Origin of the sequence: Acidovorax sp. LjRoot38, from assembly GCF_964252975.1 — a bacterium.
GTDB classification, from domain to species: domain Bacteria; phylum Pseudomonadota; class Gammaproteobacteria; order Burkholderiales; family Burkholderiaceae_C; genus Acidovorax; species Acidovorax facilis.
Genome location: NZ_CAXUPT020000008.1, coordinates 82,361 through 104,795 on the forward strand (window position 1 = coordinate 82,361; position 22,435 = coordinate 104,795).

Sequence of the window (22,435 nt, forward strand, 5' to 3'; positions counted from 1 at the left end):
CGCAGGAGTGCGTTGGGCAGCCGGCGCCCCGATGGTGAAATTGGTAGACACTGCGGACTTAAAATCCGCCGCTTTCCTGAAAAGGGGCGTGCCGGTTCGACCCCGGCTCGGGGCACCACTACGATTCAATCATGTCAAGTTACAACGCTCCCTTCGAAATCCACGTCCACGGACAAGTCCAGCTTCGCGCTGATGCGAGCTTTGACCAACTCCAGGAGGCGCTCAAACCCCTGTGGAAGTACGCCGGAGCCCGCTCGCTGGCTGATGGCGCAGCCAGCGCCTACGAAGAAGAGCCCGGCATCAAATACGACGCGCAGGAACACTTGCTGCAGATGTGCTGGACGGTGCGGGGGGATGAAGACTTTCGCCAAGTTCTGGACGAAATGTGCATGAGCCTCAATGAGCTTGCCGAGCAAGGTGCTGCCATCGAAGTCACGTTCTACGACGCAGATTTCGACGAGGACGAGGAAGAGCAGGGTGCGGAGTCGCGCGACGATTTCGTCATGCTGTTTGTCGGCCCCACTCCCGCCGCCATCATGCAGGTGCAGCGTGATTTGCTGGTGCAGGACGTTGTCAACATGATGGAGCGCCACTTTGATGGTGCCGAACTGGGCGGCGTGGTGGCCGAGATCGACAAACTGTTCAGCCAGCGCTTTGATGCACTGGTGAACTCGCTGGAGATCGGAAAACCGCCGCGTGGCCCTGGTGGGGGCGGCTCCGGCAGTGGTCATGGTGGCGGTGGTGGTCGCCGTCCGCGCCACCTGCACTGATTCTTTCATTCAACCTCACACTGGTGTCCCCGTGTGGGGTTGCCTTGCATGTGCAGGTGGCAAAAGTTGATCGGCAGGCTGTGGCAATGACTTGTGCCCGTGTGCGTTGTATTCAATGCGGTCCTGCGCAGTTCTGTGATCTCTTCGAACTGTCGTGCTTTCCATGACCTCTGATCTACCGTATCTGCGTTCCTATCCGGTGTCTTTGCAGGACCAGGCGCGTGATCTGCTTGCGCAGGGGCGGCTGGGGGGCATGTTGCAGCGCAAGTATCCCCAGGCCCATGCGGTGCGCAGCGACAAGGCGCTGTATGACTACGCGCAGGAACTCAAGGCGCGTTACCTGCGCAATGCGGGCACGGTCAACAAGGTCCTTTTTGACAACAAGATCCACGTGGTGCGCCATGCCTTGGGGTTGCACACGGCGGTCTCGCGCGTGCAGGGCAACCGGCTGGCGGCCAAGCATGAGATCCGCATTGCGTCGATGTTCAAACAGGCACCCGACGAGTTTCTGCGCATGATTGTGGTCCACGAGCTGGCCCATCTGCGTGAGAAGGACCACGGCAAGGCTTTTTACCAACTGTGTACCCACATGGAGCCGCAGTACCACCAATACGAGTTCGACCTGCGCCTGTACCTCACCCATGTGGAGCATGCGGGTGAACGGCTGTGGAGCGCTGCTGCTGAAACTAGTTCTGGGTAGAAGAAAAGTTGAACGCCACTTTGTTGATGGCACTTTGCAATTTGCGCTTGCTGGCAAAGCGCCAGGCCCTAACACAGCGGTTGGTCAAGGCACAGACACCGTTTCACAGCAGTCTGCCGGCAAACCCAGCCAGCGCTCTGCAGCCGCCTGAAGCATGGCCACCGGCCCGGTGGTCAACAGGCGGGTGCGTGGTGCATCCGTGGCCACGGCACCATCGGGCGCGGCCTTTAGCCCCGCAGTCTCCAGCAAGCGCCGCGTCTGGCGGGCGACGGGCTCACCGGTCTCGATGAACTGCACGCCCGGCCCGATCAGTGCGCGCAGCTCGTGCGCCACAAAGATGTAGTGCGTGCAGCCCAGTACCAGCGTGTCCATCTGCCCCGGGGCGGTGCCAAAGCTGCCCATGGCTTGGACATAACGCGCGCACAGCGCCCCGGTCTCCGTGGCATGGACGGGGCTGCCTTGGTCGGCCACTGGCAGCGCCACGCTGCGCTCGATGGCATGGGCCAGGCCGTCACAGGGTTGCACCACAAAATGCGCCTGGTCAGCCAGCGAGGCCATGAGCTTGCCGAACTTCGCACTGGTCAGCGTGCCCCGGGTGCCGATCACACCCACGTGGCCTGTCTTTGTCACCGCGAGGGCGGGCTTTATGGCGGGCTCCAGGCCCACAAGGGGTAATTCCGGGTGGCTGCTGCGCACTTCGTGGATAGCCGCTGCCGTGGCGGTATTGCAGGCTACCACCAGCGCCTTGATGTGGTGCTGCTCGCGCAGGTACTCGGTGATGGCGTGGGTGCGGGCGGCCACAAAGGCATCGCCGCGCTCGCCATAGGGGGCGTTGGCGCTGTCTGCCAGATACACGAAACGTTCGTGGGGCATGGCGGCCAGCAGGGCGCGCAGCACGCTCAGCCCACCGACGCCACTGTCAAATACACCGATGGGAGAAGAGGCCTGCGGCATCGAGGAACCAAGCTCTGGCATTTGGAGGAAAGCGTGGATTGTAGGAAAGACGCAGCCTTCGTGCCGGATTGGGCGAGCCCCAAGAAAAAACCGCCCGAAGGCGGTTGGGAGAGCGGTTGCCCTGGTACCAGCGTCGAGTCTGCCGCCAGGGCGACGCCGAGTGGGGCCTCAGGCCGCGGCGACCCCGATGCCCTTGAATTCGCCCGAGGCAATGCGCTTTTGCCATTCGGCCGGGCCGGTGATGTGGGCGCTGGTGCCGCCGGCATCCACGGCCACGGTCACGGGCATGTCCACCACGTCAAATTCGTAGATGGCTTCCATGCCCAGGTCTTCAAAACCCACGACCTTGGCGGCCTTGATGGCCTTGGAGACCAGGTAGGCGGCGCCGCCCACGGCCATCAGGTAGGCGCTTTGGTGCTTCTTGATGGCCTCGATGGCGACCGGGCCGCGCTCGGCCTTTCCCACCATGGCGATCAGGCCGGTCTGGGCCAGCATCATCTCGGTGAAGCCGTCCATGCGTGTGGCGGTGGTAGGGCCTGCCGGGCCCACGGCCTCGCCCTTCACGGGGTCCACCGGGCCCACGTAGTAGATGACGCGGTTGGAGAAGTCCACAGGCAGCTTCTCGCCCTTGGCCAGCATGTCCTGGATGCGCTTGTGCGCGGCATCGCGGCCGGTCAGCATCTTGCCGTTGAGCAGCAGCGTGTCGCCGGGTTTCCAGCTGGCGACTTCTTCCTTGGTCAGCGTATCGAGGTTGACCTTCTTGCTCTTGTTGTAGTCGGGCTCCCAGTTCACGTTGGGCCACAGGTCCAGGCTGGGGGGCGTGAGGTACACGGGGCCCGAGCCGTCCATCACGAAGTGCGCGTGGCGTGTGGCGGCGCAGTTGGGGATCATCGCAATCGGCTTGCTGGCCGCGTGCGTGGGGTACATCTTGATCTTGACGTCCAGCACCGTGGTCAGGCCGCCCAGGCCTTGTGCGCCAATGCCCAGCGCGTTGACCTTTTCAAACAGCTCCAGGCGCAGCTCCTCGACCTTGTCGAGCGCGGGGCCGCCGGTCTTGGCGGCTTCGGCCTTGGCCTGCAGTTCATACATGTCCAGGTCGTCCATCAGGCTTTCCTTGGCCATGAGCACGGCCTTTTCGGCCGTACCGCCAATGCCGATGCCCAGCATGCCAGGCGGGCACCAGCCAGCGCCCATGGTGGGTACGGTCTTGAGCACCCAGTCCACCACGTTGTCGCCGGGGTTGAGCATGTACATCTTGGACTTGTTCTCCGAGCCGCCGCCCTTGGCTGCCACGGTGATGTCCACGGTGTTGCCGGGCACGATCTCGGTGAAGATCACGGCAGGGGTGTTGTCCTTGGTGTTCTTGCGGGCGAACTGCGGGTCGGCCACGACCGAGGCGCGCAGCGTGTTGTCGGGGTGGTTGTAGCCCCGGCGCACGCCTTCGTTGATGGCGTCGTCCAGGCTGCGGGCCTTGCCATCGACGCCAGCATCGAAGCCATCCCAGCGCACGTCCATGCCCACTTTCAGGAAGACGTTGACGATGCCGGTGTCCTGGCAGATGGGGCGCTGGCCGGTGGCGCTCATCTTGCTGTTGGTCAGGATCTGGGCGATCGCATCCTTGGCCGCCGGACTCTTCTCGCGCTCGTAGGCGCGGGCCAGGTGGGCGATGTAGTCGGTGGGGTGGTAGTAGCTGATGTACTGCAGTGCGGCAGCAATGGACTCGACGAGGTCGTCGTATTGGATTGTGGTGGTCATCGTGGTTCTGTCGTGAGGCGGGAACGAACGCATGCCGGGGCACGCAACCCGCAATTATCCCACCCCCCTGCTGACACGGCGCTGGCGCGGACTTGGCGCAGACTACCTGTGGACAACGCGACTATCGCAGTCTGGCCCGCCGCTCAAAGCTCAGTAGCCTCAACGGCAGACTGGCTGGAGGCCTCGCCGTGCTTTTTACGCTTCGGCGCCGTCGCCGGAGTCCGGATCCAGCTCCGGGTCGTCCGCCGGGTCATCGTCCGGATACCGGTCGGCTCCCGCCCGCACATCGCCGTTTTCAGCGGTGTCGTCGTCGGTGTCCATCGACTCCAGATGGTCGGGCAGGATGTCGCGCGACTCCAGCTGCAGTTCGGGCTCCACGCTCGCGCGTTCGCCGGTTCCGTAGCGGTCGGTGTCGTTGTCGGGGTCGGTGCCATACAGCCCGGTGCTGTCGCTGCCCGAGTCGGACGCGTCGCTGGGGCCCAGGCTGTCGTTGCCCTTGGCGCTGTGAAGGGGAGAAAGGTTGTCGGCATCGATGCCAAGCAGGCTGCTTTTGGCCATGGTGGTCTCCGTGGATTCGCGGCGAGGAAAGTTGCTGCACTGCCATGGTGTGCCCGCAGGCGCCCGTGCGGTGTAAGAACAAGCCGACGATTGAGCGCGAGAAGGTGTGGGGCCTTGTCAAGACCTCACAGCGGGCCGAAGCGAAGCCCCCACCGGCAGTGATGACGGCACCGCTTTTTGCGCTCTCCAGCGGGGCTTGCCACACACTGACGAGCGCATGCTTGCGCACCAGCAGTGCAGTGTATTAAATGAGAATGGTTATTTTTTGCATTATTCTGCCGGGAGCGGCCCCGTTGCCAGGTCGCACCTGTTGTTTCACTTGGAGAACCGCTGTCCATGACCACCCGCACCGAACGCGACACCTTTGGCCCCATCGAAGTCCCGGCCGACAAACTCTGGGGCGCGCAGACGCAGCGCTCGCTGCAGAACTTCGACATCTCTGGCGAGCAGCAGCCGCGCGAGATCATCAAGGCGCTGGCCCAGGTCAAGCGCGCCTCGGCCGTTGTCAACCAGGCGCTGGGCCTGCAGGACGCGAAGAAGACTGAGGCCATCGTGGTCGCTGCTGACGAGGTGATTGCTGGCAAACATCCCGGTGAGTTTCCGCTGGTGGTCTGGCAGACGGGCTCGGGCACGCAGACCAACATGAACGTCAATGAAGTGCTGGCCAACCGCGCCAGCGAACTCCTGGGTGGCGAGCGCGGCGAAGGCCGCTTGGTGCACCCCAACGACGACGTAAACCGCAGCCAGTCGAGCAACGACGTGTTCCCCACCGCCATGCACGTGGCCGCCGTGGAAGCCCTCACGCACCGCCTGCTGCCCGCCATTGCCAAGCTGCGCGCCACGCTGGCGAAGAAGGCGCAGGACTTCGACGGCATCGTCAAGATCGGCCGCACCCATCTGCAGGACGCCACCCCGCTCACGCTGGGCCAGGAGTTCTCGGGCTACGTGGCCCAGCTCGACCATGGCGAGCGCCATGTGCGCGCGGCGCTGCCCCACCTGTACGAGCTGGCGCTGGGCGGCACCGCCGTAGGTACGGGGCTGAACGCGCCCAAGGGCTATGCCGAGCAGGCCGCCGCCGAGCTGGCGCGCCTGACGGGTCTGCCCTTCGTCACCGCGCCGAACAAGTTCGAAGCCCTGGCGTCTGTGGATGCGCTGGTGCATGCCCACGGCGCGCTCAAGACCCTCGCCGCCAGCATGATGAAGATCGCCAACGACGTGCGCTGGCTCGCCAGCGGCCCGCGCAGCGGCATTGGTGAACTCAGCATCCCCGAGAACGAACCCGGCTCGTCGATCATGCCCGGCAAGGTCAACCCCACCCAGAGCGAGGCGGTGACCATGCTGGCCGCCCAGGTGTTCGGCAACGACGTGGCCATCAACTTCGGCGGCGCCTCGGGCAACTTCGAGCTCAATGTGTTCCGCCCCATGGTGGCCCACAACTTTCTGCAGAGCGTGCGCCTGCTGGCCGACGGCATGGTGAGCTTCAACGACCAGTGCGCCGTGGGTATCGAGCCCAACCGCGAGCGCATCACCGAACTGGTGGATCGCTCGCTGATGCTGGTGACCGCGCTCAACACCCACATCGGCTACGACAAGGCTGCTTTCATCGCCAAGAAGGCCCACAAGGAAGGCACCAGCCTGCGCGAAGCGGCCGTGGCCTCGGGCCATGTGACGGGCGAGCAGTTCGACCAGTGGGTGGTGCCGGGCAATATGGTGGGGCGCTGAGGGTCAGCGCGGTGTGGCGTGGGTCAAAAGTTCAAGAAAAAATGACCGCCAGCGCTTGTCCAATAAGCGCAAGGTGCTATTGTTTTTTATTGGCCGGTCGCAAGGCAGCAGGACTATTCCTGCTGCGCCAGCGCTTCGAGTTGGTCTTGCTGGTAGACGACGATGCTGCGCTGGTGGATGCCGATGATGCCCTCACGCTCCATCCACTTGAGTTCCACATTGATGCGCTGGCGTGAGCCGCCCAGCAGTTGTGCCAGCTCGTCCTGCACCAGTGCCAGCCCGATGGCCCCGCGCTGGCCGGGCACGGCCGCACGCTCGCCAAAACGTCGCAGCACGTGCAGCAGCTGCTTGGCCAGCCGCGCGCGCAGGGGCAGGGTGGCCATGTCTTCCATCATCCAGTACAGGTAGCGCATGCGGCGTGCCTGCAGCGTGAGCAGGGCCTCGCCGAACTCGGGGTGTTCGCGCAGCAACTGGCGGAACACGCCCTCGGCCACGCTCAGCACCGTGGTGGGGCCGTGGGCGTGCGCGTCGTAGGTGTTGGGCCCCCGGTGCAGCACCTCGGCCTCGCCCACCCAGATGCCGGGCTCCACATAGGCCAGCGTCACCTGCTTGCCAGACGGCGTGGTGCGCCGAAACCGGATGGCACCACTGGCACAGGCAAACCAGTCCTGCGCCAGATCACCCTGCTCCACGATCATCTGGCCGTGTGTGTAGCGCGTGATGCGGCCCAGCCGGAAGATGTCATGCCGCAGCGACGGCGTAAGCGCGGCGAACCAGCGGCCCCGGTTGATGGCTTCACGCTCCGTCTGGCTGAGGAACGGGCGTTGCAGGTGGTGGTCGGCCAGGGAATGGGCGGACTCTGGCAAGGCAATGGTGGCGGTGGGCATGGCGGCAGGCTGGAGTTGGGGGGGCGGCCTGTGCGCGGGGCCGGGCTGAAAGACGGTGAGAAGGCGCAGCGTGCCAGTTTAGCGAGACAGCGCTCACCGCGATGGCCCTGAACGGCACTTGTGCGACACCCCAGCAGCACCATGCTTACGCTTTGGTGGTGGGGCGCGCCTTGTGCAGCTTTTGCGGCTTGCGCAGAAACGCCAGCAGTCGGCGCTCCGCCGCGCTCAAGCCCCGTGGCGATGTGGTGCCGCCAATGTGATTCCACACCGCCTGCAGGCCGGGCCCCGCGTCAGATGCCAATCGTGTGCCCAGCTCCAGCACAGCCGGGTGCACGTACGACTTCTTGCACACGGCGGGCGTGTTGCCCAGCTGGCGCGCCACCTCGGCCAGAATGGCCTTGGCGTTGTAGCGCACGTTTTTATCGGCGGCGGTGGGGGCAACTGGTTGCGTACAGGCCAGGCGCGTCAGCTCCAGCGCCTGCGTGGTGCCGTGCCAGGTGCGAAAGTCCTTGGCAGTGAAATGATCACCTTCTGAGTCTGCAGCGCCGTGCGTGATCTCGCGCAGATAGTCGTTCACGTCGCCCGAGCCTACGGTGCGCAAACTACCGTCTTCGTCCTCGTATTGAAAGAGTTCCTGCCCCGGCAGTTGTTGGCAGCGTCGCACTACGCGGGCCACGCGCGGGTCGTCCAGCTCGACCTCTTGCAACACGCCGCTCTTGCCGCGAAATCGCAGCTTGAGCTGACTGCCTTTGAGTTGCACATGCCGCGTGCGCAGCGTGGTCAGGCCATACGAGCGGTTGGTGGCGGCGTATTCCTCATTGCCCACGCGCAGGTAGGTGGTGTCCAGCAGGCGCACCAGCGTGGCCAGCACCAGCGTGCGAGTCAGAGGCTGGCCGTTGCGGTGCGCTGCAAGGTCGCGCGCCACGCGGCTGCGCAGGCGCGGGAGCACGCGGCCAAACGCCTGCATGTGTTCGAACTTGCCCTCGTCGCGCTGCGCGCGCCACTGCGGGTGGTAACGGTATTGGCGCCGTCCGCGCGCGTCCAGCCCCGTGGCCTGCAGGTGCCCTTGGGGCAGGGGGCAAATCCACACGTCGGTATAAGCCGGTGGGATAGCCAGGCGTTTGATGCGGGCGACCTCGTCCGGGTCTTGCAGCCACTGGCCATCGGGCAAACGGTAGCGGAATGCCTTGGCGCCGCTGCGCACGCGGGTGAGGCCGGGCATGTCGGGTGTGACGTACACCAGGCCTCCAGGGAGCTTCTGGGGGCGGCTGGTGGGCCGGGGTGGCGCAGGTGCGCGGGGCGATGGGGGCGGGGCGGGCATCGGGGCGAACAGGTGAAAGTGGCCAGGGTGTGGCCCCGATCACACCCGTGCCCGGGCGGAGGTGGTGTAGGTGCGCTGCGTGCGTTGGGGTGAGACAGGGGCGGAATAGGCGGCCCGCCACACCACTATCTCGTGGTTAAAAATGGCCCCTGCGCATATTGGATAAGCGTCAATAGCTATTAAAAATGTAGCAATCTGCCCATCGGGCCAGGCTCACTCGGCCGCCGTCGGGTCCAGCGCAAAACCCACGCCGTACACCGAACGAATCCAGTCGCTGCCGTCTGCGCTGGCGGCCTTGAGTTTTTTGCGCAGATTCTTGATATGGCTGTCGATCGCGCGCTCGTTCACATCGAGGGTGTCTTCATAGGCCTGGTCCAGAAGCTGCGCGCGCGAGAAGATGCGCCCCTGCTGGCGTGCCAGCACTTGCAGCAGGCGGAACTCGCGCCGCGTCAGGCCCAGCGGCGTGCCGTGCAACGTGGCTTGCCAGTGCGATTCGTCCAGCATCAGCGCTGCCACCGTAGTGGTGGCTGCCGGTAGCTCCTGCGCGGCGGCGGTGCGGCGCAGCACGGCCTTGACGCGGGCCACCACCTCGCGCGGCGAAAACGGCTTGCAGATGTAGTCGTCCGCGCCCAGCTCCAGGCCGATGAGGCGGTCTACCTCTTCCACGCGGGCGGTCAGCATGATGATGGGGTGCTGGGTGTGGCGGCGCGCCTGGCGCAGGATTTCAAGCCCATCCAGGCCGGGCAGCATGATGTCCAGCAGCGTGAGGTCCGGCGGCGCGGCCAGCATGCTGGCGAGCGCCGCGCGGCCCTCGGCCTGGTGTTCCACGGTGTAGCCCGCGTGGCGCAGGTAGTCCACCACGATGGCGGCGATGTCGGGTTCGTCTTCGATGACGAGGATGCGGTGGCTCATGAGGGGTTGTCCAGCAGTGGCAGTTGCAGCGTGATGCGCAGGCCGCCCAGGGGTGAGGTGTCGGCCGTCAGCGTGCCGCCGTGCGCGAGCACGATGGCGTGGCAAATCGCCAGGCCCAGGCCGGAGCCGCCATGGTCGCGGTTGCGCGAGGTTTCTGCGCGGTACAGGCGGTCAAAGATGCGTGGCAGCTCGTGCGCGGGCACGCCGGGCGCGCTGTCGTCCAGCTGCACCTGCAGTTGGGCGGCTCCATCGGCCGGTGGCAACAGGCGTGCCGAGAGGCGCAGCAGGCCGCCCGCGTCGGTGTAACGCAGGCTGTTTTCCAGCAAGTTCAAGAACACCTGGTGCAGTTGCTGCGCATCGCCCCGCACCAGGGGTGCAGGCTGCGCCGGAACCTGCGTGGTCAGGGCGTCCAGGCCGGTGGTGTCCACGTCGATGCCCGCCTGCGCCAAGCGCGGGCGCATGGATGCGAGCGCCTCGTTCAGCAGCGACAGCGGGTGCACGGGCACCTGGGCCGATGGCGCGCTGGTGCCCGCCGCGTCCAGGCTGGCGCGCAGGTCGCCCACCAGCTGGATCAGGCGCATCACCTGCCGGTGCAGGCGCAGCGCGGTCTTGTCGTCAAACGGGCGGATGCCGTCCTGCACGGCCTCGATTTCGGCGCGCATGGCGGCCAGGGGGGTGCGCAGCTCGTGGGCTACGTCGCCCAGCCACTGGCGGCGGCTGGCCTCGATGCTGCTCAGTTGTTCGGCCATGGTGTTGAAGGTGCGTGCCAGCTGGGCCAGTTCGTCGTTGCCGTGCACGGGCACGCGGGTGTGCAGGTGGCCCTGCGCAATGCCGCGCGCGCCGGTGGCCAGGGCCTCGACGGGGGCCAGCCAGCGCCGTGCAAGCCAGCCCGACAGCAGCAGTGCCAGTGCCAGCCCGGCCAGGCCTGTCCATGCCACAAAGCCCAGGTGTTGCGCCAGAAAGGCCTGGTCGGCTTCGCTGCGCACACCCTGTGGAGGTGCCAGCACCAGCTGGCCGATGGTCTTGCCGTCGGCTCCGGTCAGTGCCAGGCGCGCGCCACCCGGCTGGGGCGCCGTGCCAGCCACCAGGTGTTGCTGTGCGTCCACCAGACCCAGGCGGGGGAACAGGTCGTCGGGGTGACGTTGTGGGCCACCCGCGCCGCGCTCGCCCTGGGGCGGGGCGCCATCGGGGGGTGGTGGTGGGGGCTGCTGCATGCTGCGGTCCGCTGCCGGGTTGCCGTTCGCCAGTTCGGGGGGCATGCCGGGCGAACCGCTTCGGTCGGTGGGCGGGGTGCCTTCTGCGCCTTGGGTGTTTGATCGGCGCAGGCCGCTGCCAGGGTGGCTGAGCTGGCCCCAGAGGCGGGGCTGGTTGCGCAGGGTGTCCCAACCGCCCGTCTGCGTGTGGTGGGCCTGCAGGCGCTCGGCCAGCCAGTCCATGCGGGCCAGTTCGATCTCTGCCACATACGGCCCCAGGCCCCGCTGCAAACCCAGCCGCGAAAAGCCTGCAAAGATCAGCAACAAGGCCACCAGCAGGGCTGCCAGGGCGATGAAGGCTTTGCGGTGAAGGGTCAGGTGGGGCATCGATGGGGCTGCAGGACGGTCTAGCGGGCGGGGGGCGGGCCGCCTGCACCGCCGGGGCCGCCAGGCCCGCCTGCGGGCATGGCCACCAGGGTGCTACCCATTGTGCGGCATGTGCCCGCGAGCGATTTGCCGTCAGGCATGGTCAGCGTCACGCTGGCGCCTTCGGTTTTGTCCTTGCAGGCGGCGTAGGCCTCGGGCGGCGGCGCGGGCGGGGTCTGCCCGCCCTGGGGTTGCGCCAGCGCGGGGGCTGCGGATGTGGCTGCCAGTACGGTCGCGAGGGTCATGCGGGCCAGCACGTGGAGGCGAAGAGAGTGCAAAGTCATGGTGATTTTTCCGTCAGTGTTGTGGAGAAAAGCGTTCAACGAGTGGATTCGCCGCCAGAAACCGGCGCGGCCCAGGCCAGTGCACCCGTAGAACCGGCTTTGGCGGGCCACCGGGTGCGTCCCCCTCCGGAGGATGGCGCCGAAGGCGACTCAAGGGGGCTTTCAGTCAAGCCGCAATCGAGATCGTGATGCTGGCCGAGTACCCGCCGCCGCTGTTGGCCTGCATCGTGGTCATCTCCAGCGTGGTGCCATCGCTGAAGACGTTGTCGGTGGCAAAGGTGATGGAAGCCAGGTTGCGCACGCTGGCGCTGTAGCCGGAATTGGCGCTGTAGATGCTGCTGAGCAGCTCGGTGGGAAAGGCCAGTTGCGTGGTCTTGACCTTGTTGCGCGCATTGTTGGCCGACGCGAGCGTGGGGTAGATCTCCAGGTGCATGTGCGGCATGCGGCCCGCATAACAGCCGGGCACGATGGTGGTGAAGGTCACGGTGCCGCTGGCATCCGTCGCCTGCACGCCGCGCAGGTAGTTGTCGGCAATGTTGTTCGAGCTGTAGACCGAGTAGTTGCCGTCCTGCGTGCAGTGCCACAGATAGATGGCGTAGCCTGATAGCGCTGCGCAGCTGGCGCTGGTATTCGTCAGCGTGATGGTGATCGTCAGCGGCACCCCACTGACCTGCGTGGACGAGCCGATGGAGCTGCGGATGTCCGAGCGCACGATGCCGCTGAGCGCCAGCACGTTGTAGGTGTTGTTGCTGGCCGTGGAGCCATCGGCGGGGTAGGGGCCTGCGGTTTCTTCGGGGACAACCGAGCAGGTGGTTGTGGTGCCTGTACCCGTGCCTGTCCCCGTTCCGGTGCCTGTACCTGTGCCGGTGGTGTCGGTCGTGTCCGTGGTTTCGGTGTCTCCGCCCCCGCAGCCGAACAGGGTGGCCACGCCCAGGGAACCCAGGGCGTTCAGGGCAAAACGGCGGTTGGTGGGTGCCTGCGTGGCGGTGGCGAGGGGGGCGACAATGGCTTGGGCGGCGGTGCTGCGGTCCATGGATTTCTCCTGCAAGTGGGTATGGCCTGCACTGTGCCGCCCGATTGGGGAGAAATTTGGGAGCAGATATCGATCAAATTTGCTACATTTTTTGTATGTATAGATCAATGCCAGTTAAGCGATAGCAATATTTTCCACTCAAGAATAAGCAAAGAGGCCGCAATGGGCGGCCTCTTTCGGGTGCGGAGGGGGAGGGCGGCCGTCAGTGGCGCGCGGGCGGTGTGGAATGCGCCATCAGGCGGTCTGTCAGGGCAATGGCCAGCGCGCTGAGCAGGAACACCACATGGATGATGGTCTGCCACATCAGCACCTTGATGTCGTAGTTGGCGGCGTTGATGAAGGTCTTGAGCAGGTGAATCGAGCTGATGCCGATGATGGCGGTGGCCAGCTTGACCTTGAGCACCGAGGCGTTCACATGGCTCAGCCACTCGGGCTGGTCGGGGTGGTCTTCCAGGTGCAGGCGCGAGACGAAGGTTTCATAGCCCCCCACGATCACCATGATCAGCAGGTTGGAGATCATCACCACGTCGATCAGCGCCAGCACCACCAGCATGATGATGGTTTCGTTGAGCGAGGTCACCTCGAAGTCGCTCTTGTAGCCAATGCTGGAGACCAGGCTCTTGAGCGCGGTGGTGTTGCCAAAAGCGGCCTCGATCAGATGCACCAGCTCCACCCAGAAGTGGAAAACGTACACCGCCTGGGCCAGGATCAGGCCCAGGTACAGGGGCAGCTGCAGCCACCGGCTGGCAAAAATCAGCGAGGGCAGGGGACGCATGGGCGCGGGGGGGACGGGTTTTTTGGGGAGGGACATGAAATGAAGGGTGGATCTTGGGTCGCGCGATTTTAGGGGTGCCGCGTGACACCCCTCATCCGCAAGCGCTCTTCCGCCCGGTTGCAGGTGGCCTATTCTGTAAGCTTCGTGCCAGTCAGTGGCTTGTAAGTGCCACGGCCGACAGTACCGCCCAATTCCAATTCCATCAGACCCAGGAGACAACACCATGAGTGCGCCCACATCCGCCATCGAGTCCGTACTGGTTGAGAACCGCGTGTTCCCGCCCTCCGATGCGATCGTCAAAGCCGCGCGCGTGTCAGGCATGGCGGGCTACGACGCGCTGTGTGCCGAAGCCGACAAGGACTTCGAGGGCTTCTGGGCGCGCCTGGCGCGCGAGAACGTGCAGTGGTCCAAGCCGTTCACGCGCACGCTGGATGAATCCAACGCACCGTTCTACCAGTGGTTTGCCGACGGCGAACTCAATGCCTCGGCCAACTGCCTGGACCGCCACATCGGCACGCCCACCGAGAACAAGACCGCCATCCTCTTTGAGGCCGACGATGGCGCGGTCACCAAGATCACCTACAAAGAGTTGCTGGCCCGTGTGAGCCAGTTTGCCAACGCCCTCAAGGCCCATGGCGTGAACAAGGGCGACCGGGTGCTGATCTACATGCCCATGACCATCGAAGGTGTGGTGGCGATGCAGGCCTGTGCCCGCATTGGCGCCACGCACAGCGTGGTGTTTGGCGGCTTCAGCGCCAAGGCGGTGCACGAGCGCATCATTGACGCGGGCGCCGTGGCCGTGATCACCGCCAACTACCAGATGCGGGGCGGCAAAGAGCTGCCGCTCAAGGCCATCATCGACGAAGCCCTGGCCATGGGCGGCTGCGACACCCTCCGCAATGTGTTTGTCTACCAGCGCACGGCCACGGCCTGCAACATGGTGGCCGGGCGCGACAAGACCTTTGCCGAAGCACTGGCAGGACAAAGCACCGAATGCCCGCCGGTGGCTGTGGGTGCCGAGCATCCGCTGTTCATCCTCTACACCAGCGGCTCTACCGGCAAGCCCAAAGGCGTGCAGCACAGCACCGGCGGCTACCTGCTGTGGGCCAAGATGACCATGGACTGGACGTTCGACCTGCGCGCCGACGATGTGTTCTGGTGCACGGCCGACATCGGCTGGATCACGGGCCACACCTACGTCGCCTATGGCCCGCTGGCAGCAGGCGCCACGCAGATCATCTTTGAAGGCATTCCCACCTTCCCGAATGCCGGCCGCTTCTGGCAGATGATCGAGCGCCACAAGTGCACCATCTTCTACACAGCACCTACGGCCATCCGTTCGCTCATCAAGGCTGCGGAAGCTGACGAGGCGGTACACCCTGCACGCTCGGACCTGTCGAGCCTGCGCATCCTGGGCAGCGTGGGCGAGCCCATCAACCCCGAAGCCTGGATGTGGTACCACAAGAACGTGGGCGGCGAGCGTTGCCCCATCGTGGACACTTTCTGGCAGACCGAAACGGGCGGCCATGTCATCACGCCGCTGCCTGGCGCCACGCCGCTGGTGCCCGGCAGCTGCACGCTGCCCCTGCCCGGCATTACCGCTGCCATCGTGGACGAAATGGGCAACGATGTGCCCAACGGCTCGGGTGGCATCCTCGTCATCAAGCGCCCCTGGCCCAGCATGATCCGCACCATCTGGAACGACCCCGAGCGTTTCAAGAAGAGCTACTTCCCCGAAGAACTCAAGGGCTACTATCTGGCGGGGGATGGGGCGGTGCGCAGCGCCGATCGGGGCTACTTCCGCATCACTGGCCGCATCGATGACGTGCTGAACGTCTCGGGCCACCGCATGGGCACGATGGAGATCGAATCGGCCCTGGTCTCCAAGACCGACCTCGTCGCCGAGGCCGCTGTGGTGGGCCGCCCCGATGATGTGACTGGCGAGGCCATCTGCGCCTTCGTTGTGCTCAAGCGTTCCCGCCCCACGGGCGAAGAAGCCAAGCAGATTGCCAACGAACTGCGCAACTGGGTTGCCAAGGAAATCGGCCCCATCGCCAAGCCCAAGGACATCCGCTTTGGCGATAACCTGCCCAAGACCCGCAGCGGCAAGATCATGCGTCGGTTGCTGCGCAGCATCGCGAAGGGCGAGGCCATCACGCAGGACACCAGCACGTTGGAAAACCCCGCAATCCTGGATCAGCTGGCTCAGACCAACTGATCCAGAAGGCGCCGTGTAACGGCGCCAGCGCGCAGCGCTTGCGGGGTTTGGGGGCACTCATATCGCGTAGCGATGTGACGTGCCCACAAAATCGGATGGTGCTCCACTGCGGGTGATCAAAGCCCAGACCAACTGATCCAGAAGGCGCCGAAAGGCGCCAGCGCAGCGCTTGCCGGATTCAGGGGCACTCTCATCGCGTAGCGATGTGACATGGCCACACAATCCAGTCGCTGGTCCACCGCGCTTGCGGGGCTCCCTAGGGCTCCGCTCCTCCCTGGTCCTCTCTGTAGGACACCGCCTGAAATCTCCCGCCTGCGGTCGGTGACGGCCCGTGCATGCGTTACAACGGCGCATGGCGCTTGCGGATCTTCGCCTGGGCGCTGCCTACAGGAGGTTTTCATGCATCTGCGTTCCATCGTTCTTTGGGTGACGGTTTTAGCCATTGCTGCACTCGCCGCCCTCAATTGGCCCGCTCTGGCCGCACCGTCCCTGGTGTCCCTCGGCATTGTGGTCTTTGAGGCTCCGCTGGGGCTCATCATGTTGGGCCTTACGGGCTTGCTGGGCATCTTTTTTATCGTCTATGTCTTGTCGCTCCAGGGTTCGGTATTGATGGAGACGCGCCGTCATACCAAGGAAATGCAGGTCCAGCGCGAACTGGCGGACAAGGCGGAAGCCTCGCGTTTTACGGAGTTGCGGGCTTTTCTGGATGCTCAGCACCAGCAGGCGCACGCCACTGTGTTGGCGCGGCTGGATGAGCTGGAAGCGCACCTGGCAGCGCGTGCCACCGAGTCCGACAACTCCACCGCAGCGTATGTGGGGCAGCTGGAGCACCAGCTGCGAACGCGCGGGCTGGAGGCGGTGCCGGTCGTTTCTCGGGTGTGATCAGAGGGGCCCGCAGCTTTTCGTTGCTGTGTCCTGCAATTTGCCCGCGCCCTGAAAAGCAAAACAGGTTCTAGAAACTATAAAGGCCGCGTCACAGTGCGTGACGCGGCCTTTCACCAAGGGGCTATGCCGCCCCCAGGGTGAGTTTGAGGCGATTTACTTCTGCGTCAGCACCCACGCAGCCAACTTCTTGGCTTCTGCATCGTTGACCTGTGCGTTGGCAGGCATCGGAACTGGACCCCACACTCCCGCGCCGCCCTTGACGATCTTGGCGGCCAGCTTGTCCACGGCATCTTTCTGACCGGAGTATTTGGCAGCCACATCCTTGTACGAAGGGCCCACCAGCTTTTTGTCCACAGCGTGGCAAGCCATGCAGTTCTTCGAGGTTGCCAAGGCCAGATCGGCCATGGCGGGTGCCGCAACCGACAGCGTCATGGCAAGGGTGATCAGGGTACGCTTCATGGTGGGAATTCCTGTGGTTGAGTTACAGTTCTTTAATGGAATTGTAGTGGCTTGGGTTGACAGGGATTTGTCCGGGGTCAACCGGGCGGTTTCGGCCTTTTCTGGAGATCGCGATGTACCTGCTGGGTCTTTCACTGTTGCTTCTGGCATTGAAGTATTTCGAGGTTGGACCCGTGGCCGCCTGGTCCTGGTGGTGGGTGCTGGCGCCCTTTGGTGCCACGGCCTTATGGTGGGCCTGGGCTGATTCCACGGGATATACGAAACGTAAAGCCATGGAAAAGATGGAGCAACGCAAGCAGGACCGGATCAACAAGAACAAGGAAGCCCTGGGCATGCGCCCGCGCAAGCCTCGTTGACTCCAAGACTCTGCAGCCGCCGGTCTTCGCTCCCATCTTGGGGCGGGTATGGCAAGGTTGTGTTACAGAAAAGAGCCCATCATCTTTGCACGTGGCAAGACGGCCATCATTACGGGTGTCACCGGGCAGGATGGCGCCTATCTGGCAGCGTTTCTGCTGAACAAGGGTTACCAGGTCATAGGCACCCATCGACGCACCAGCAGTGTGAATACCTGGCGCCTTCAGGAGCTGGGCGTGATGGGCCATCCCCATTTGCTGCTGGTTGATTTTGATCTGACCGACCCCGGCTCTGCCATTGCACTTCTGCAAAAATTCCGTCCGGACGAGTTGTACAACCTGGCGGCACAGAGCTTTGTGGGAGCGAGTTTTGACGCTCCGACCACTACGGCGCTGGTCAATGGCCAAGGGGCATTGAATCTGCTTGAAGCTGTCCGGCTGGTGGACCCCCACATACGCTACTACCAGGCCAGTTCCTCAGAGATGTTCGGTGGGGTGGGTCAAACGCCGCAGTGCGAGTCCACCCCCTTTTGTCCGCGCAGCCCTTATGCGGTGTCCAAGCTGTTTGCCCACTGGATGACCATCAACTACCGGGAAGCTTATGGCATGTATGCCGTCAGCGGCATTCTGTTCAACCATGAAAGCCCCCTTCGGGGAAGTGAATTTGTGACACGCAAGATATCGAATGCGGTGGCCCGCATGGCCCATGGCGAAAGGGGGGGGCTCGAATTGGGCAACCTGGATGCGCGTCGCGACTGGGGTTTTGCGGCCGAGTACGTCGAAGGCATGTGGCAGATGATGCAGGCAGACAGGCCTGGTACCTACGTGCTGGCAACCGGCCGCCAGCAGACCGTGCGCGACTTTGTGCGTATGGCGTTCTCGGTTACTGGCATATCCCTGGAGTTTGTGGGTGCCGCTGCTTCGGAAGTGGCCGTGGATGTGGGGACGGGGCGCGTTGTGGCGAGCGTGGATCCCAGTTTCTTTCGCCCAGCAGAGGTGGATATCCTGGTGGGCGACGCCTCCCGGGCCCGGGCCGAACTGGGTTGGGAGGCGCGCACCTCCGTAGAGCAGATCTGTCGAATGATGGTGGAAGCAGACTTGCGGCGCACTTATCCCGGGGCCCGATGATGGTGAACCACTACTGTGCGCCCTGCTGGCTGCTGTGTGAGGTGGCCCGATGAGGGTAGCTTTTGGCGTCAGCGTGCTGGCACGTTCTGTCCAGCAGGGTGGTGTGGATGGCATTGGTACCTACACCCGGGAGCTGATGGCTGCCATGCCGCCGTCAGCGCAACTGCAGCCCTATCTGTTCGATGCTCCGGCGAGCCTCTGGCAGGGCGCGACACCTGCGATGTCCTTTGGACCTTTTGCGCGGCAGGCCCTGGCCGCCACGCTGCCGGGGGTGGACTTTGGCAGGGTGCGCCGCGCGCTCTGCGCGGGGATTGATGTCATCCATGCCACCGACCATCTGGTTCCGCGCTTGCGTGGAACGCCGGTGGTGGCGACGATTTTTGATGCGATCCCGCTCTCTCACCCCGAGTGGGTCCGATACCGGTTCAAGGGCCTGAAAAACGAATTGTGGCGGCGTACTGCGTTCTGGGCGCAGCAGGTCATCACGATTTCCAATTACTCCCGCCAGGAGATCGCTACGCACTTCCGCCTGCCCGAAGAGCGGATCACTGCCATTCCTCTGGGTGTAGGTCCGCAGTGGTTTGCTCCGGTCGATGAGTCCGTGGAAAAAGCCGTGCGGGATCGGCATGCATTGCCAGACCGCTATTTTGTGAGCGTCGGTACCCTGCAGCCGCGCAAGAACATCAGCCGCCTGCTTTTGGCCCACGCCAGCCTGCCCGAGCCTCTGCAGCGGGAGTTTCCGTTGGTGGTGGTCGGCAAACCGGGCTGGGGGTGCGAAGACGTTGTCGCCCAATTCACCGGGGGCGCGCTCAAACATGTCCGCTGGCTGCAGCACTTGCCGGATGCTGATCTTCAGGTGGTTATCAAGCGTGCGACGGCCTTGGTGTTCCCGTCGCTCCACGAGGGATTCGGACTGCCGGTTCTGGAAGCCTTTGCGGCGGGGGTGCCGGTGGTGGCGTCCAACACGACCTCCATCCCGGAGGTTGCGGGGGATGCGGCCTTGCTGATTGATCCTCTGCGCATCGACGAACTCGCGGACGCGATGCGCCGAGTTGCCGAGAACTCAGAACTGGCGGGCCAACTGGTTGCGCGCGGGCGTGATCGCGTGCGCGCTTTCACCTGGCAAGCGTGCGCAGAAAAAACCCTGCGCGTCTACGAGTCGATGGCTTGATATTGCTGTGATGGCTCATTCAACCGCCAATCCCCCCGTGTCTGCGCGTCAGAGGCAAGTTCAATTGTTGGGGCTTGACATCTGGAGCGCCATGGTGGCGTGGCGCTTCTGGTGTTTTATGGGCTGGAACGATGTCGCCAAGCAGTATCGGCGGACCTTTCTGGGGCCTGTCTGGATTACGCTGCACACGGCCATTTTCATCGTTGCATTTGGCTTGATCGGCGCCCAACTGTTCAAGTACCCGGCCGATTGGTACCTGCTGTATTTTTGTGCTGGGCATGTGCTGTTCGGGTATTTCAGTGCGCTGATCAACGAGGGCTGCTTGACCTATATCGGCTCGGACGCGTTTTTGAAGCAGACGCCTTACCCCAAGATGGCGTTTGTGTTCCGCACTGTGTTTCGATGCTCCATCCTGATGCTGCACAGCGCGGTCATTGTGTTGGCCGTCTTGTGGTGGGCGGGACGGCTGGGGGCTGTGCAGTGGGGGGCGCTGCTTGGCGCCACCGCCCTGACTTTGCTGGCTGCCAGTTTTGTAGTTGCCATTCTGGGGGGCCTTGCGGCCCGCTTTCGTGACGTGACGGTGGCCCTGGGCAGCCTGATGCAGGTCAGTTTTTTTGTGACCCCCGTGCTCTGGGTGCCTGCCCAGCTGACCGAACGTGCACAGTGGGTGGTACGCCTGAATCCATTGGCGCTTTTTCTGGACCTGACGCGCAGCCCCTTGATGGGAGAGGTCCCCAGCCTGCAGACCTGGGGTGCCGCAGCGGGGGTGGTCCTGCTGTTGGGTTTGATTTTCTTTTGGCAGTACGTCGCGATTCGGCGGCGGATTGTGTACTGGCTGTAGGCGCCGCCACCCTTCGGTATCCCAAGATGGCCCATATCCAGTTGTCCAACGTATCTATCGATTTTCCCGTGTTCACTACGCGGTCACGGGGCCTGCTCAATACGGTGCTGGGGCTTCCTATGCGTGACAAGGCCCGTGTGGAGGCCAGCGGTTTGCGGCAGGTCAGCGTGCATGCGTTGCGTGATGTGAGCCTGTTGCTGCGTCCGGGGGATCGGGTCGGCCTGATTGGTTCGAACGGCGCTGGCAAAACCACGCTGCTGCGCGTGCTCTCGGGCGTCTATGAGCCCATGCAAGGCGAGCTGTCCTTCAGTGGCCGGATTGCAGCGCTCACAGACATCATGCTGGGCATGGATGTCGACGCCACTGGGTACGACAACATCATCATGCGGGGCATCGTGATGGGTCTGACGCGCAAGCAGGCGATGGGCCTCATACCCTCGGTAGAGGCATTCACACAGCTGGGCGAGCATCTTCAGTTGCCGGTCAGGACGTACTCACAGGGCATGCTGCTACGCTTGGCGTTTGCCGTTTCCACGAGCGTGGTTCCCGATATTCTGCTCATGGACGAGATGATTGGTGCTGGTGATGCGAAGTTTTTCAGCCAGGCCAAGGAGCGCATCAACGGGCTGATCGAGCAGGTCTCCATTCTGGTGCTGGCATCCCATAACGAGGTCATTCTCAAGAGCTTTTGCAATCGAGCGTTGGTCCTTAAAGATGGATGCGTGGTGATGGATGGCAGTGTGGACGATGCCTTGGCGTTTCACAACATCCAGCAAGGAGTTTCGCCATGAGACTGGCATGCATCGGCCCCGCAGAGGTGTTGGACGCCATTGCGTCCATGGGGCGAACCGAAGATGTGAGCTGGTCGCCCGACGGACGCCGTGTGGCGCTTGCTGCCATCACCCTCGACAGGGTGCTGGTCGTGGGGATGGACTGCCAGTTTGAAAACGGGCAGAAGGTGCTCTACCTGACGGATGCCGTGGAGGTTGCGTCCACCAGCCTCCAGCGCCCCCATGGCCTGTGCTGGATCAGCAACAGCATCATCGCGGTCGCCAGCCGGGAGGGCAATGTATCGCTGTTCGACATTCCCCCGGCGGATGGCCTGACCGCGTTGCACACGTTGGAGCCCCTGTCCGTGATCGGCAAGCAGGAAACGGAGCTCCTGAGTACCCCAGGAAGCCTGTGCGCACGGGATCTGGGCGCAGGCTTGCACGAGCTGTGGGTGTGCAACGGCTTTTCCCATTACGTGACCCATCACCTGCTGAACGCTGCTGCCGGTTTTTCCCATCTGGATGCGCAGCTTCTCATGCAGCACGGGCTGGAGGTTCCGGATGGTGTGGCGCTGGACCCCAATGCTGAATGGGTGGCGGTCAGCAACCACGACCGCCACATTGTCGCGCTCTACTGCAACGATGAGTTTCTTGCGCCTGGCAACGCGCCTTCGGCACAACTGCGTGGCGTCAGCTACCCCCATGGGCTGTGTTTCCTGGCGGGCGGGCGCATTCTGCTGGTGGCGGATGCTGGCGCCCCCCATGTGGCCGTGTTTCACCGGGCTCCTTCCGGGTGGTGCAGCCTGGCCGAGCCGAATGCCGTGTTCCGCGTGCTGGAGGACGCTGTGTTTGAGCGGGGGCACCACAACCCGCGCGAGGGTGGCCCCAAGGGCATCGATGTGCATGAGCCCTGGGGCCTGATGGTGACCACCTGTGCAGAGCAGCCTCTGGCCTTTTTCGACATCCTCGACATCGAGGCTGGTGTGGAAGCCTCGGCGCCAGAAGATGCGGTGAACCCAGGCTCGCCCAGTGCCTCACCTGCAGACCGTACACGGGTGACCGTACTTCGGCTGGTGCGGGATGTAGCGGCCCGTGAGGCTGCCGTGACGGCGGCCGTGCGAAAGGAAGTGGGATTGATGCGCGCGAGCTGGTCCTGGCGTGTGACCGCACCATTGAGAGCTTTGGCGGGCGGCTGGATCCGGTGGCGGTCGAGGCGGCGCGGGTTTTAAGACGCAAGTCACGCGGGGGCACACAACGCGGATGCCATGGTCTTGGCAGCAAAAAAAAGCCAGCCGGGAGCGGCGGGCTTTTGCTTTTTGA

Annotated in this window: 22 protein-coding genes and 1 tRNA gene; 12 read left to right on the forward strand and 11 right to left on the reverse strand. The window is 64.0% G+C overall.

What is annotated here, in order from left to right; genetic code table 11:
- The first annotated feature begins 25 nt into the window (after nt 1-25).
- The 3 genes from ACSQ22_RS15990 (at nt 26) to ACSQ22_RS16000 (ending at nt 1,470) form a co-directional block, all read left to right on the forward strand.
- Nucleotides 26-118, forward strand: a tRNA-Leu gene (locus ACSQ22_RS15990).
- Between the two features lie 13 nt (nt 119-131).
- Complete coding sequence (locus tag ACSQ22_RS15995) at nt 132-770, forward strand: DUF6806 family protein (RefSeq protein ID WP_426307409.1); 639 nt, start codon at nt 132-134, stop codon at nt 768-770.
- 163 nt (nt 771-933) lie between these two features.
- Nucleotides 934-1,470 carry a M48 metallopeptidase family protein gene (locus ACSQ22_RS16000; protein WP_055399527.1) on the forward strand — a complete coding sequence of 179 codons (537 nt, stop codon included), beginning with the start codon at nt 934-936 and terminating at the stop codon, nt 1,468-1,470.
- Nucleotides 1,471-1,554: 84 nt separating this feature from the next.
- Here ACSQ22_RS16000 and murI read toward each other — a convergent pair whose 3' ends face one another.
- The 3 genes from murI to ACSQ22_RS16015 all read right to left on the reverse strand — a co-directional run bounded on the left by murI (nt 1,555) and on the right by ACSQ22_RS16015 (nt 4,737).
- On the reverse strand, nt 1,555-2,424 hold the full coding sequence (gene murI, locus ACSQ22_RS16005; protein WP_436130987.1) for a glutamate racemase: 870 nt from the start codon (nt 2,422-2,424) through the stop codon (nt 1,555-1,557).
- A 168-nt stretch (nt 2,425-2,592) separates the two neighbouring features.
- A complete protein-coding gene (locus ACSQ22_RS16010; protein ID WP_436130882.1) occupies nt 2,593-4,179 on the reverse strand; it encodes a fumarate hydratase in 1,587 nt (528 codons plus the stop codon).
- Nucleotides 4,180-4,374: 195 nt separating this feature from the next.
- The gene (locus ACSQ22_RS16015; RefSeq protein ID WP_055399533.1) at nt 4,375-4,737 is read right to left on the reverse strand and encodes a hypothetical protein; all 363 of its coding nucleotides are present in this window, start codon (nt 4,735-4,737) and stop codon (nt 4,375-4,377) included.
- A 336-nt stretch (nt 4,738-5,073) separates the two neighbouring features.
- On the opposite strand from ACSQ22_RS16015, the gene fumC reads away from it, so the two are divergent.
- Nucleotides 5,074-6,459, forward strand: a complete 1,386-nt coding sequence (gene fumC / locus ACSQ22_RS16020; protein ID WP_436130883.1) for a class II fumarate hydratase — start codon at nt 5,074-5,076, stop codon at nt 6,457-6,459.
- A 113-nt stretch (nt 6,460-6,572) separates the two neighbouring features.
- Here fumC and ACSQ22_RS16025 read toward each other — a convergent pair whose 3' ends face one another.
- The 7 genes from ACSQ22_RS16025 to ACSQ22_RS16055 all read right to left on the reverse strand — a co-directional run bounded on the left by ACSQ22_RS16025 (nt 6,573) and on the right by ACSQ22_RS16055 (nt 13,290).
- Complete coding sequence (locus ACSQ22_RS16025) at nt 6,573-7,346, reverse strand: Crp/Fnr family transcriptional regulator (RefSeq protein WP_121508750.1); 774 nt, start codon at nt 7,344-7,346, stop codon at nt 6,573-6,575.
- Nucleotides 7,347-7,491: 145 nt separating this feature from the next.
- Nucleotides 7,492-8,667, reverse strand: coding sequence for a DNA topoisomerase IB (locus tag ACSQ22_RS16030; protein ID WP_436130884.1), 1,176 nt, complete (start codon nt 8,665-8,667; stop codon nt 7,492-7,494).
- A gap of 213 nt (nt 8,668-8,880) precedes the next feature.
- Nucleotides 8,881-9,579 carry a response regulator gene (locus ACSQ22_RS16035; RefSeq protein WP_121419604.1) on the reverse strand — a complete coding sequence of 233 codons (699 nt, stop codon included), beginning with the start codon at nt 9,577-9,579 and terminating at the stop codon, nt 8,881-8,883.
- Nucleotides 9,576-11,159, reverse strand: a complete 1,584-nt coding sequence (locus ACSQ22_RS16040) for an ATP-binding protein (RefSeq protein WP_436130885.1) — start codon at nt 11,157-11,159, stop codon at nt 9,576-9,578. The genes ACSQ22_RS16035 and ACSQ22_RS16040 overlap by 4 nt, the downstream gene beginning before the upstream one ends.
- A gap of 20 nt (nt 11,160-11,179) precedes the next feature.
- Nucleotides 11,180-11,482 carry a hypothetical protein gene (locus tag ACSQ22_RS16045; protein WP_436130886.1) on the reverse strand — a complete coding sequence of 101 codons (303 nt, stop codon included), beginning with the start codon at nt 11,480-11,482 and terminating at the stop codon, nt 11,180-11,182.
- Between the two features lie 166 nt (nt 11,483-11,648).
- Nucleotides 11,649-12,515: an intradiol ring-cleavage dioxygenase gene (locus tag ACSQ22_RS16050; protein ID WP_436130887.1), complete on the reverse strand. Its 867-nt coding sequence runs from the start codon at nt 12,513-12,515 to the stop codon at nt 11,649-11,651.
- A gap of 202 nt (nt 12,516-12,717) precedes the next feature.
- Nucleotides 12,718-13,290 carry a TIGR00645 family protein gene (locus ACSQ22_RS16055; RefSeq protein WP_218135473.1) on the reverse strand — a complete coding sequence of 191 codons (573 nt, stop codon included), beginning with the start codon at nt 13,288-13,290 and terminating at the stop codon, nt 12,718-12,720.
- A gap of 223 nt (nt 13,291-13,513) precedes the next feature.
- On the opposite strand from ACSQ22_RS16055, the gene acs reads away from it, so the two are divergent.
- Entirely contained in the window at nt 13,514-15,508 is a 1,995-nt protein-coding gene (acs, locus tag ACSQ22_RS16060) for an acetate--CoA ligase (RefSeq protein WP_176885483.1), read from the forward strand.
- A gap of 399 nt (nt 15,509-15,907) precedes the next feature.
- Entirely contained in the window at nt 15,908-16,390 is a 483-nt protein-coding gene (locus ACSQ22_RS16065) for a hypothetical protein (RefSeq protein WP_055400488.1), read from the forward strand.
- Nucleotides 16,391-16,546: 156 nt separating this feature from the next.
- Here ACSQ22_RS16065 and ACSQ22_RS16070 read toward each other — a convergent pair whose 3' ends face one another.
- Nucleotides 16,547-16,852, reverse strand: coding sequence for a c-type cytochrome (locus ACSQ22_RS16070; RefSeq protein ID WP_055400490.1), 306 nt, complete (start codon nt 16,850-16,852; stop codon nt 16,547-16,549).
- Between the two features lie 113 nt (nt 16,853-16,965).
- Between ACSQ22_RS16070 and ACSQ22_RS16075 the strand changes: the two genes are divergently transcribed.
- From ACSQ22_RS16075 to ACSQ22_RS16100, 6 genes are read left to right on the forward strand one after another with little or no spacing between them, the layout of a single operon-like run.
- On the forward strand, nt 16,966-17,208 hold the full coding sequence (locus ACSQ22_RS16075) for a TIGR04438 family Trp-rich protein (protein WP_055400492.1): 243 nt from the start codon (nt 16,966-16,968) through the stop codon (nt 17,206-17,208).
- A gap of 48 nt (nt 17,209-17,256) precedes the next feature.
- Complete coding sequence (gene gmd / locus ACSQ22_RS16080) at nt 17,257-18,333, forward strand: GDP-mannose 4,6-dehydratase (RefSeq protein ID WP_436130888.1); 1,077 nt, start codon at nt 17,257-17,259, stop codon at nt 18,331-18,333.
- A 49-nt stretch (nt 18,334-18,382) separates the two neighbouring features.
- The gene (locus ACSQ22_RS16085) at nt 18,383-19,504 is read left to right on the forward strand and encodes a glycosyltransferase family 4 protein (protein WP_436130889.1); all 1,122 of its coding nucleotides are present in this window, start codon (nt 18,383-18,385) and stop codon (nt 19,502-19,504) included.
- Nucleotides 19,505-19,541: 37 nt separating this feature from the next.
- Complete coding sequence (locus ACSQ22_RS16090) at nt 19,542-20,345, forward strand: ABC transporter permease (RefSeq protein ID WP_436130890.1); 804 nt, start codon at nt 19,542-19,544, stop codon at nt 20,343-20,345.
- 26 nt (nt 20,346-20,371) lie between these two features.
- The gene (locus ACSQ22_RS16095; protein ID WP_121506936.1) at nt 20,372-21,136 is read left to right on the forward strand and encodes an ABC transporter ATP-binding protein; all 765 of its coding nucleotides are present in this window, start codon (nt 20,372-20,374) and stop codon (nt 21,134-21,136) included.
- Nucleotides 21,133-22,344 (forward strand): YncE family protein, encoded by a 1,212-nt coding sequence (locus tag ACSQ22_RS16100; RefSeq protein ID WP_436130891.1) that lies wholly within the window; start codon nt 21,133-21,135, stop codon nt 22,342-22,344. The genes ACSQ22_RS16095 and ACSQ22_RS16100 overlap by 4 nt, the downstream gene beginning before the upstream one ends.
- Nucleotides 22,345-22,435 lie beyond the last annotated feature (91 nt).

Excerpts from the sequence above, each read along its gene's own strand:
- ACSQ22_RS15995 (WP_426307409.1), top strand. The coding sequence starts at position 132 with ATGTCAAGTTACAACGCTCCCTTCGAAATCCACGTCCACGGACAAGTC.
- ACSQ22_RS16000 (WP_055399527.1), top strand. The coding sequence starts at position 934 with ATGACCTCTGATCTACCGTATCTGCGTTCCTATCCGGTGTCTTTGCAG.
- murI (WP_436130987.1), bottom strand. The coding sequence starts at position 2,424 with ATGCCGCAGGCCTCTTCTCCCATCGGTGTATTTGACAGTGGCGTCGGT.
- ACSQ22_RS16010 (WP_436130882.1), bottom strand. The coding sequence starts at position 4,179 with ATGACCACCACAATCCAATACGACGACCTCGTCGAGTCCATTGCTGCC.
- ACSQ22_RS16015 (WP_055399533.1), bottom strand. The coding sequence starts at position 4,737 with ATGGCCAAAAGCAGCCTGCTTGGCATCGATGCCGACAACCTTTCTCCC.
- fumC (WP_436130883.1), top strand. The coding sequence starts at position 5,074 with ATGACCACCCGCACCGAACGCGACACCTTTGGCCCCATCGAAGTCCCG.
- ACSQ22_RS16025 (WP_121508750.1), bottom strand. The coding sequence starts at position 7,346 with ATGCCCACCGCCACCATTGCCTTGCCAGAGTCCGCCCATTCCCTGGCC.
- ACSQ22_RS16030 (WP_436130884.1), bottom strand. The coding sequence starts at position 8,667 with ATGCCCGCCCCGCCCCCATCGCCCCGCGCACCTGCGCCACCCCGGCCC.
- ACSQ22_RS16035 (WP_121419604.1), bottom strand. The coding sequence starts at position 9,579 with ATGAGCCACCGCATCCTCGTCATCGAAGACGAACCCGACATCGCCGCC.
- ACSQ22_RS16040 (WP_436130885.1), bottom strand. The coding sequence starts at position 11,159 with ATGCCCCACCTGACCCTTCACCGCAAAGCCTTCATCGCCCTGGCAGCC.
- ACSQ22_RS16045 (WP_436130886.1), bottom strand. The coding sequence starts at position 11,482 with ATGACTTTGCACTCTCTTCGCCTCCACGTGCTGGCCCGCATGACCCTC.
- ACSQ22_RS16050 (WP_436130887.1), bottom strand. The coding sequence starts at position 12,515 with ATGGACCGCAGCACCGCCGCCCAAGCCATTGTCGCCCCCCTCGCCACC.
- ACSQ22_RS16055 (WP_218135473.1), bottom strand. The coding sequence starts at position 13,290 with ATGCGTCCCCTGCCCTCGCTGATTTTTGCCAGCCGGTGGCTGCAGCTG.
- acs (WP_176885483.1), top strand. The coding sequence starts at position 13,514 with ATGAGTGCGCCCACATCCGCCATCGAGTCCGTACTGGTTGAGAACCGC.
- ACSQ22_RS16065 (WP_055400488.1), top strand. The coding sequence starts at position 15,908 with ATGCATCTGCGTTCCATCGTTCTTTGGGTGACGGTTTTAGCCATTGCT.
- ACSQ22_RS16070 (WP_055400490.1), bottom strand. The coding sequence starts at position 16,852 with ATGAAGCGTACCCTGATCACCCTTGCCATGACGCTGTCGGTTGCGGCA.
- ACSQ22_RS16075 (WP_055400492.1), top strand. The coding sequence starts at position 16,966 with ATGTACCTGCTGGGTCTTTCACTGTTGCTTCTGGCATTGAAGTATTTC.
- gmd (WP_436130888.1), top strand. The coding sequence starts at position 17,257 with ATGGCAAGGTTGTGTTACAGAAAAGAGCCCATCATCTTTGCACGTGGC.
- ACSQ22_RS16085 (WP_436130889.1), top strand. The coding sequence starts at position 18,383 with ATGAGGGTAGCTTTTGGCGTCAGCGTGCTGGCACGTTCTGTCCAGCAG.
- ACSQ22_RS16095 (WP_121506936.1), top strand. The coding sequence starts at position 20,372 with ATGGCCCATATCCAGTTGTCCAACGTATCTATCGATTTTCCCGTGTTC.
- ACSQ22_RS16100 (WP_436130891.1), top strand. The coding sequence starts at position 21,133 with ATGAGACTGGCATGCATCGGCCCCGCAGAGGTGTTGGACGCCATTGCG.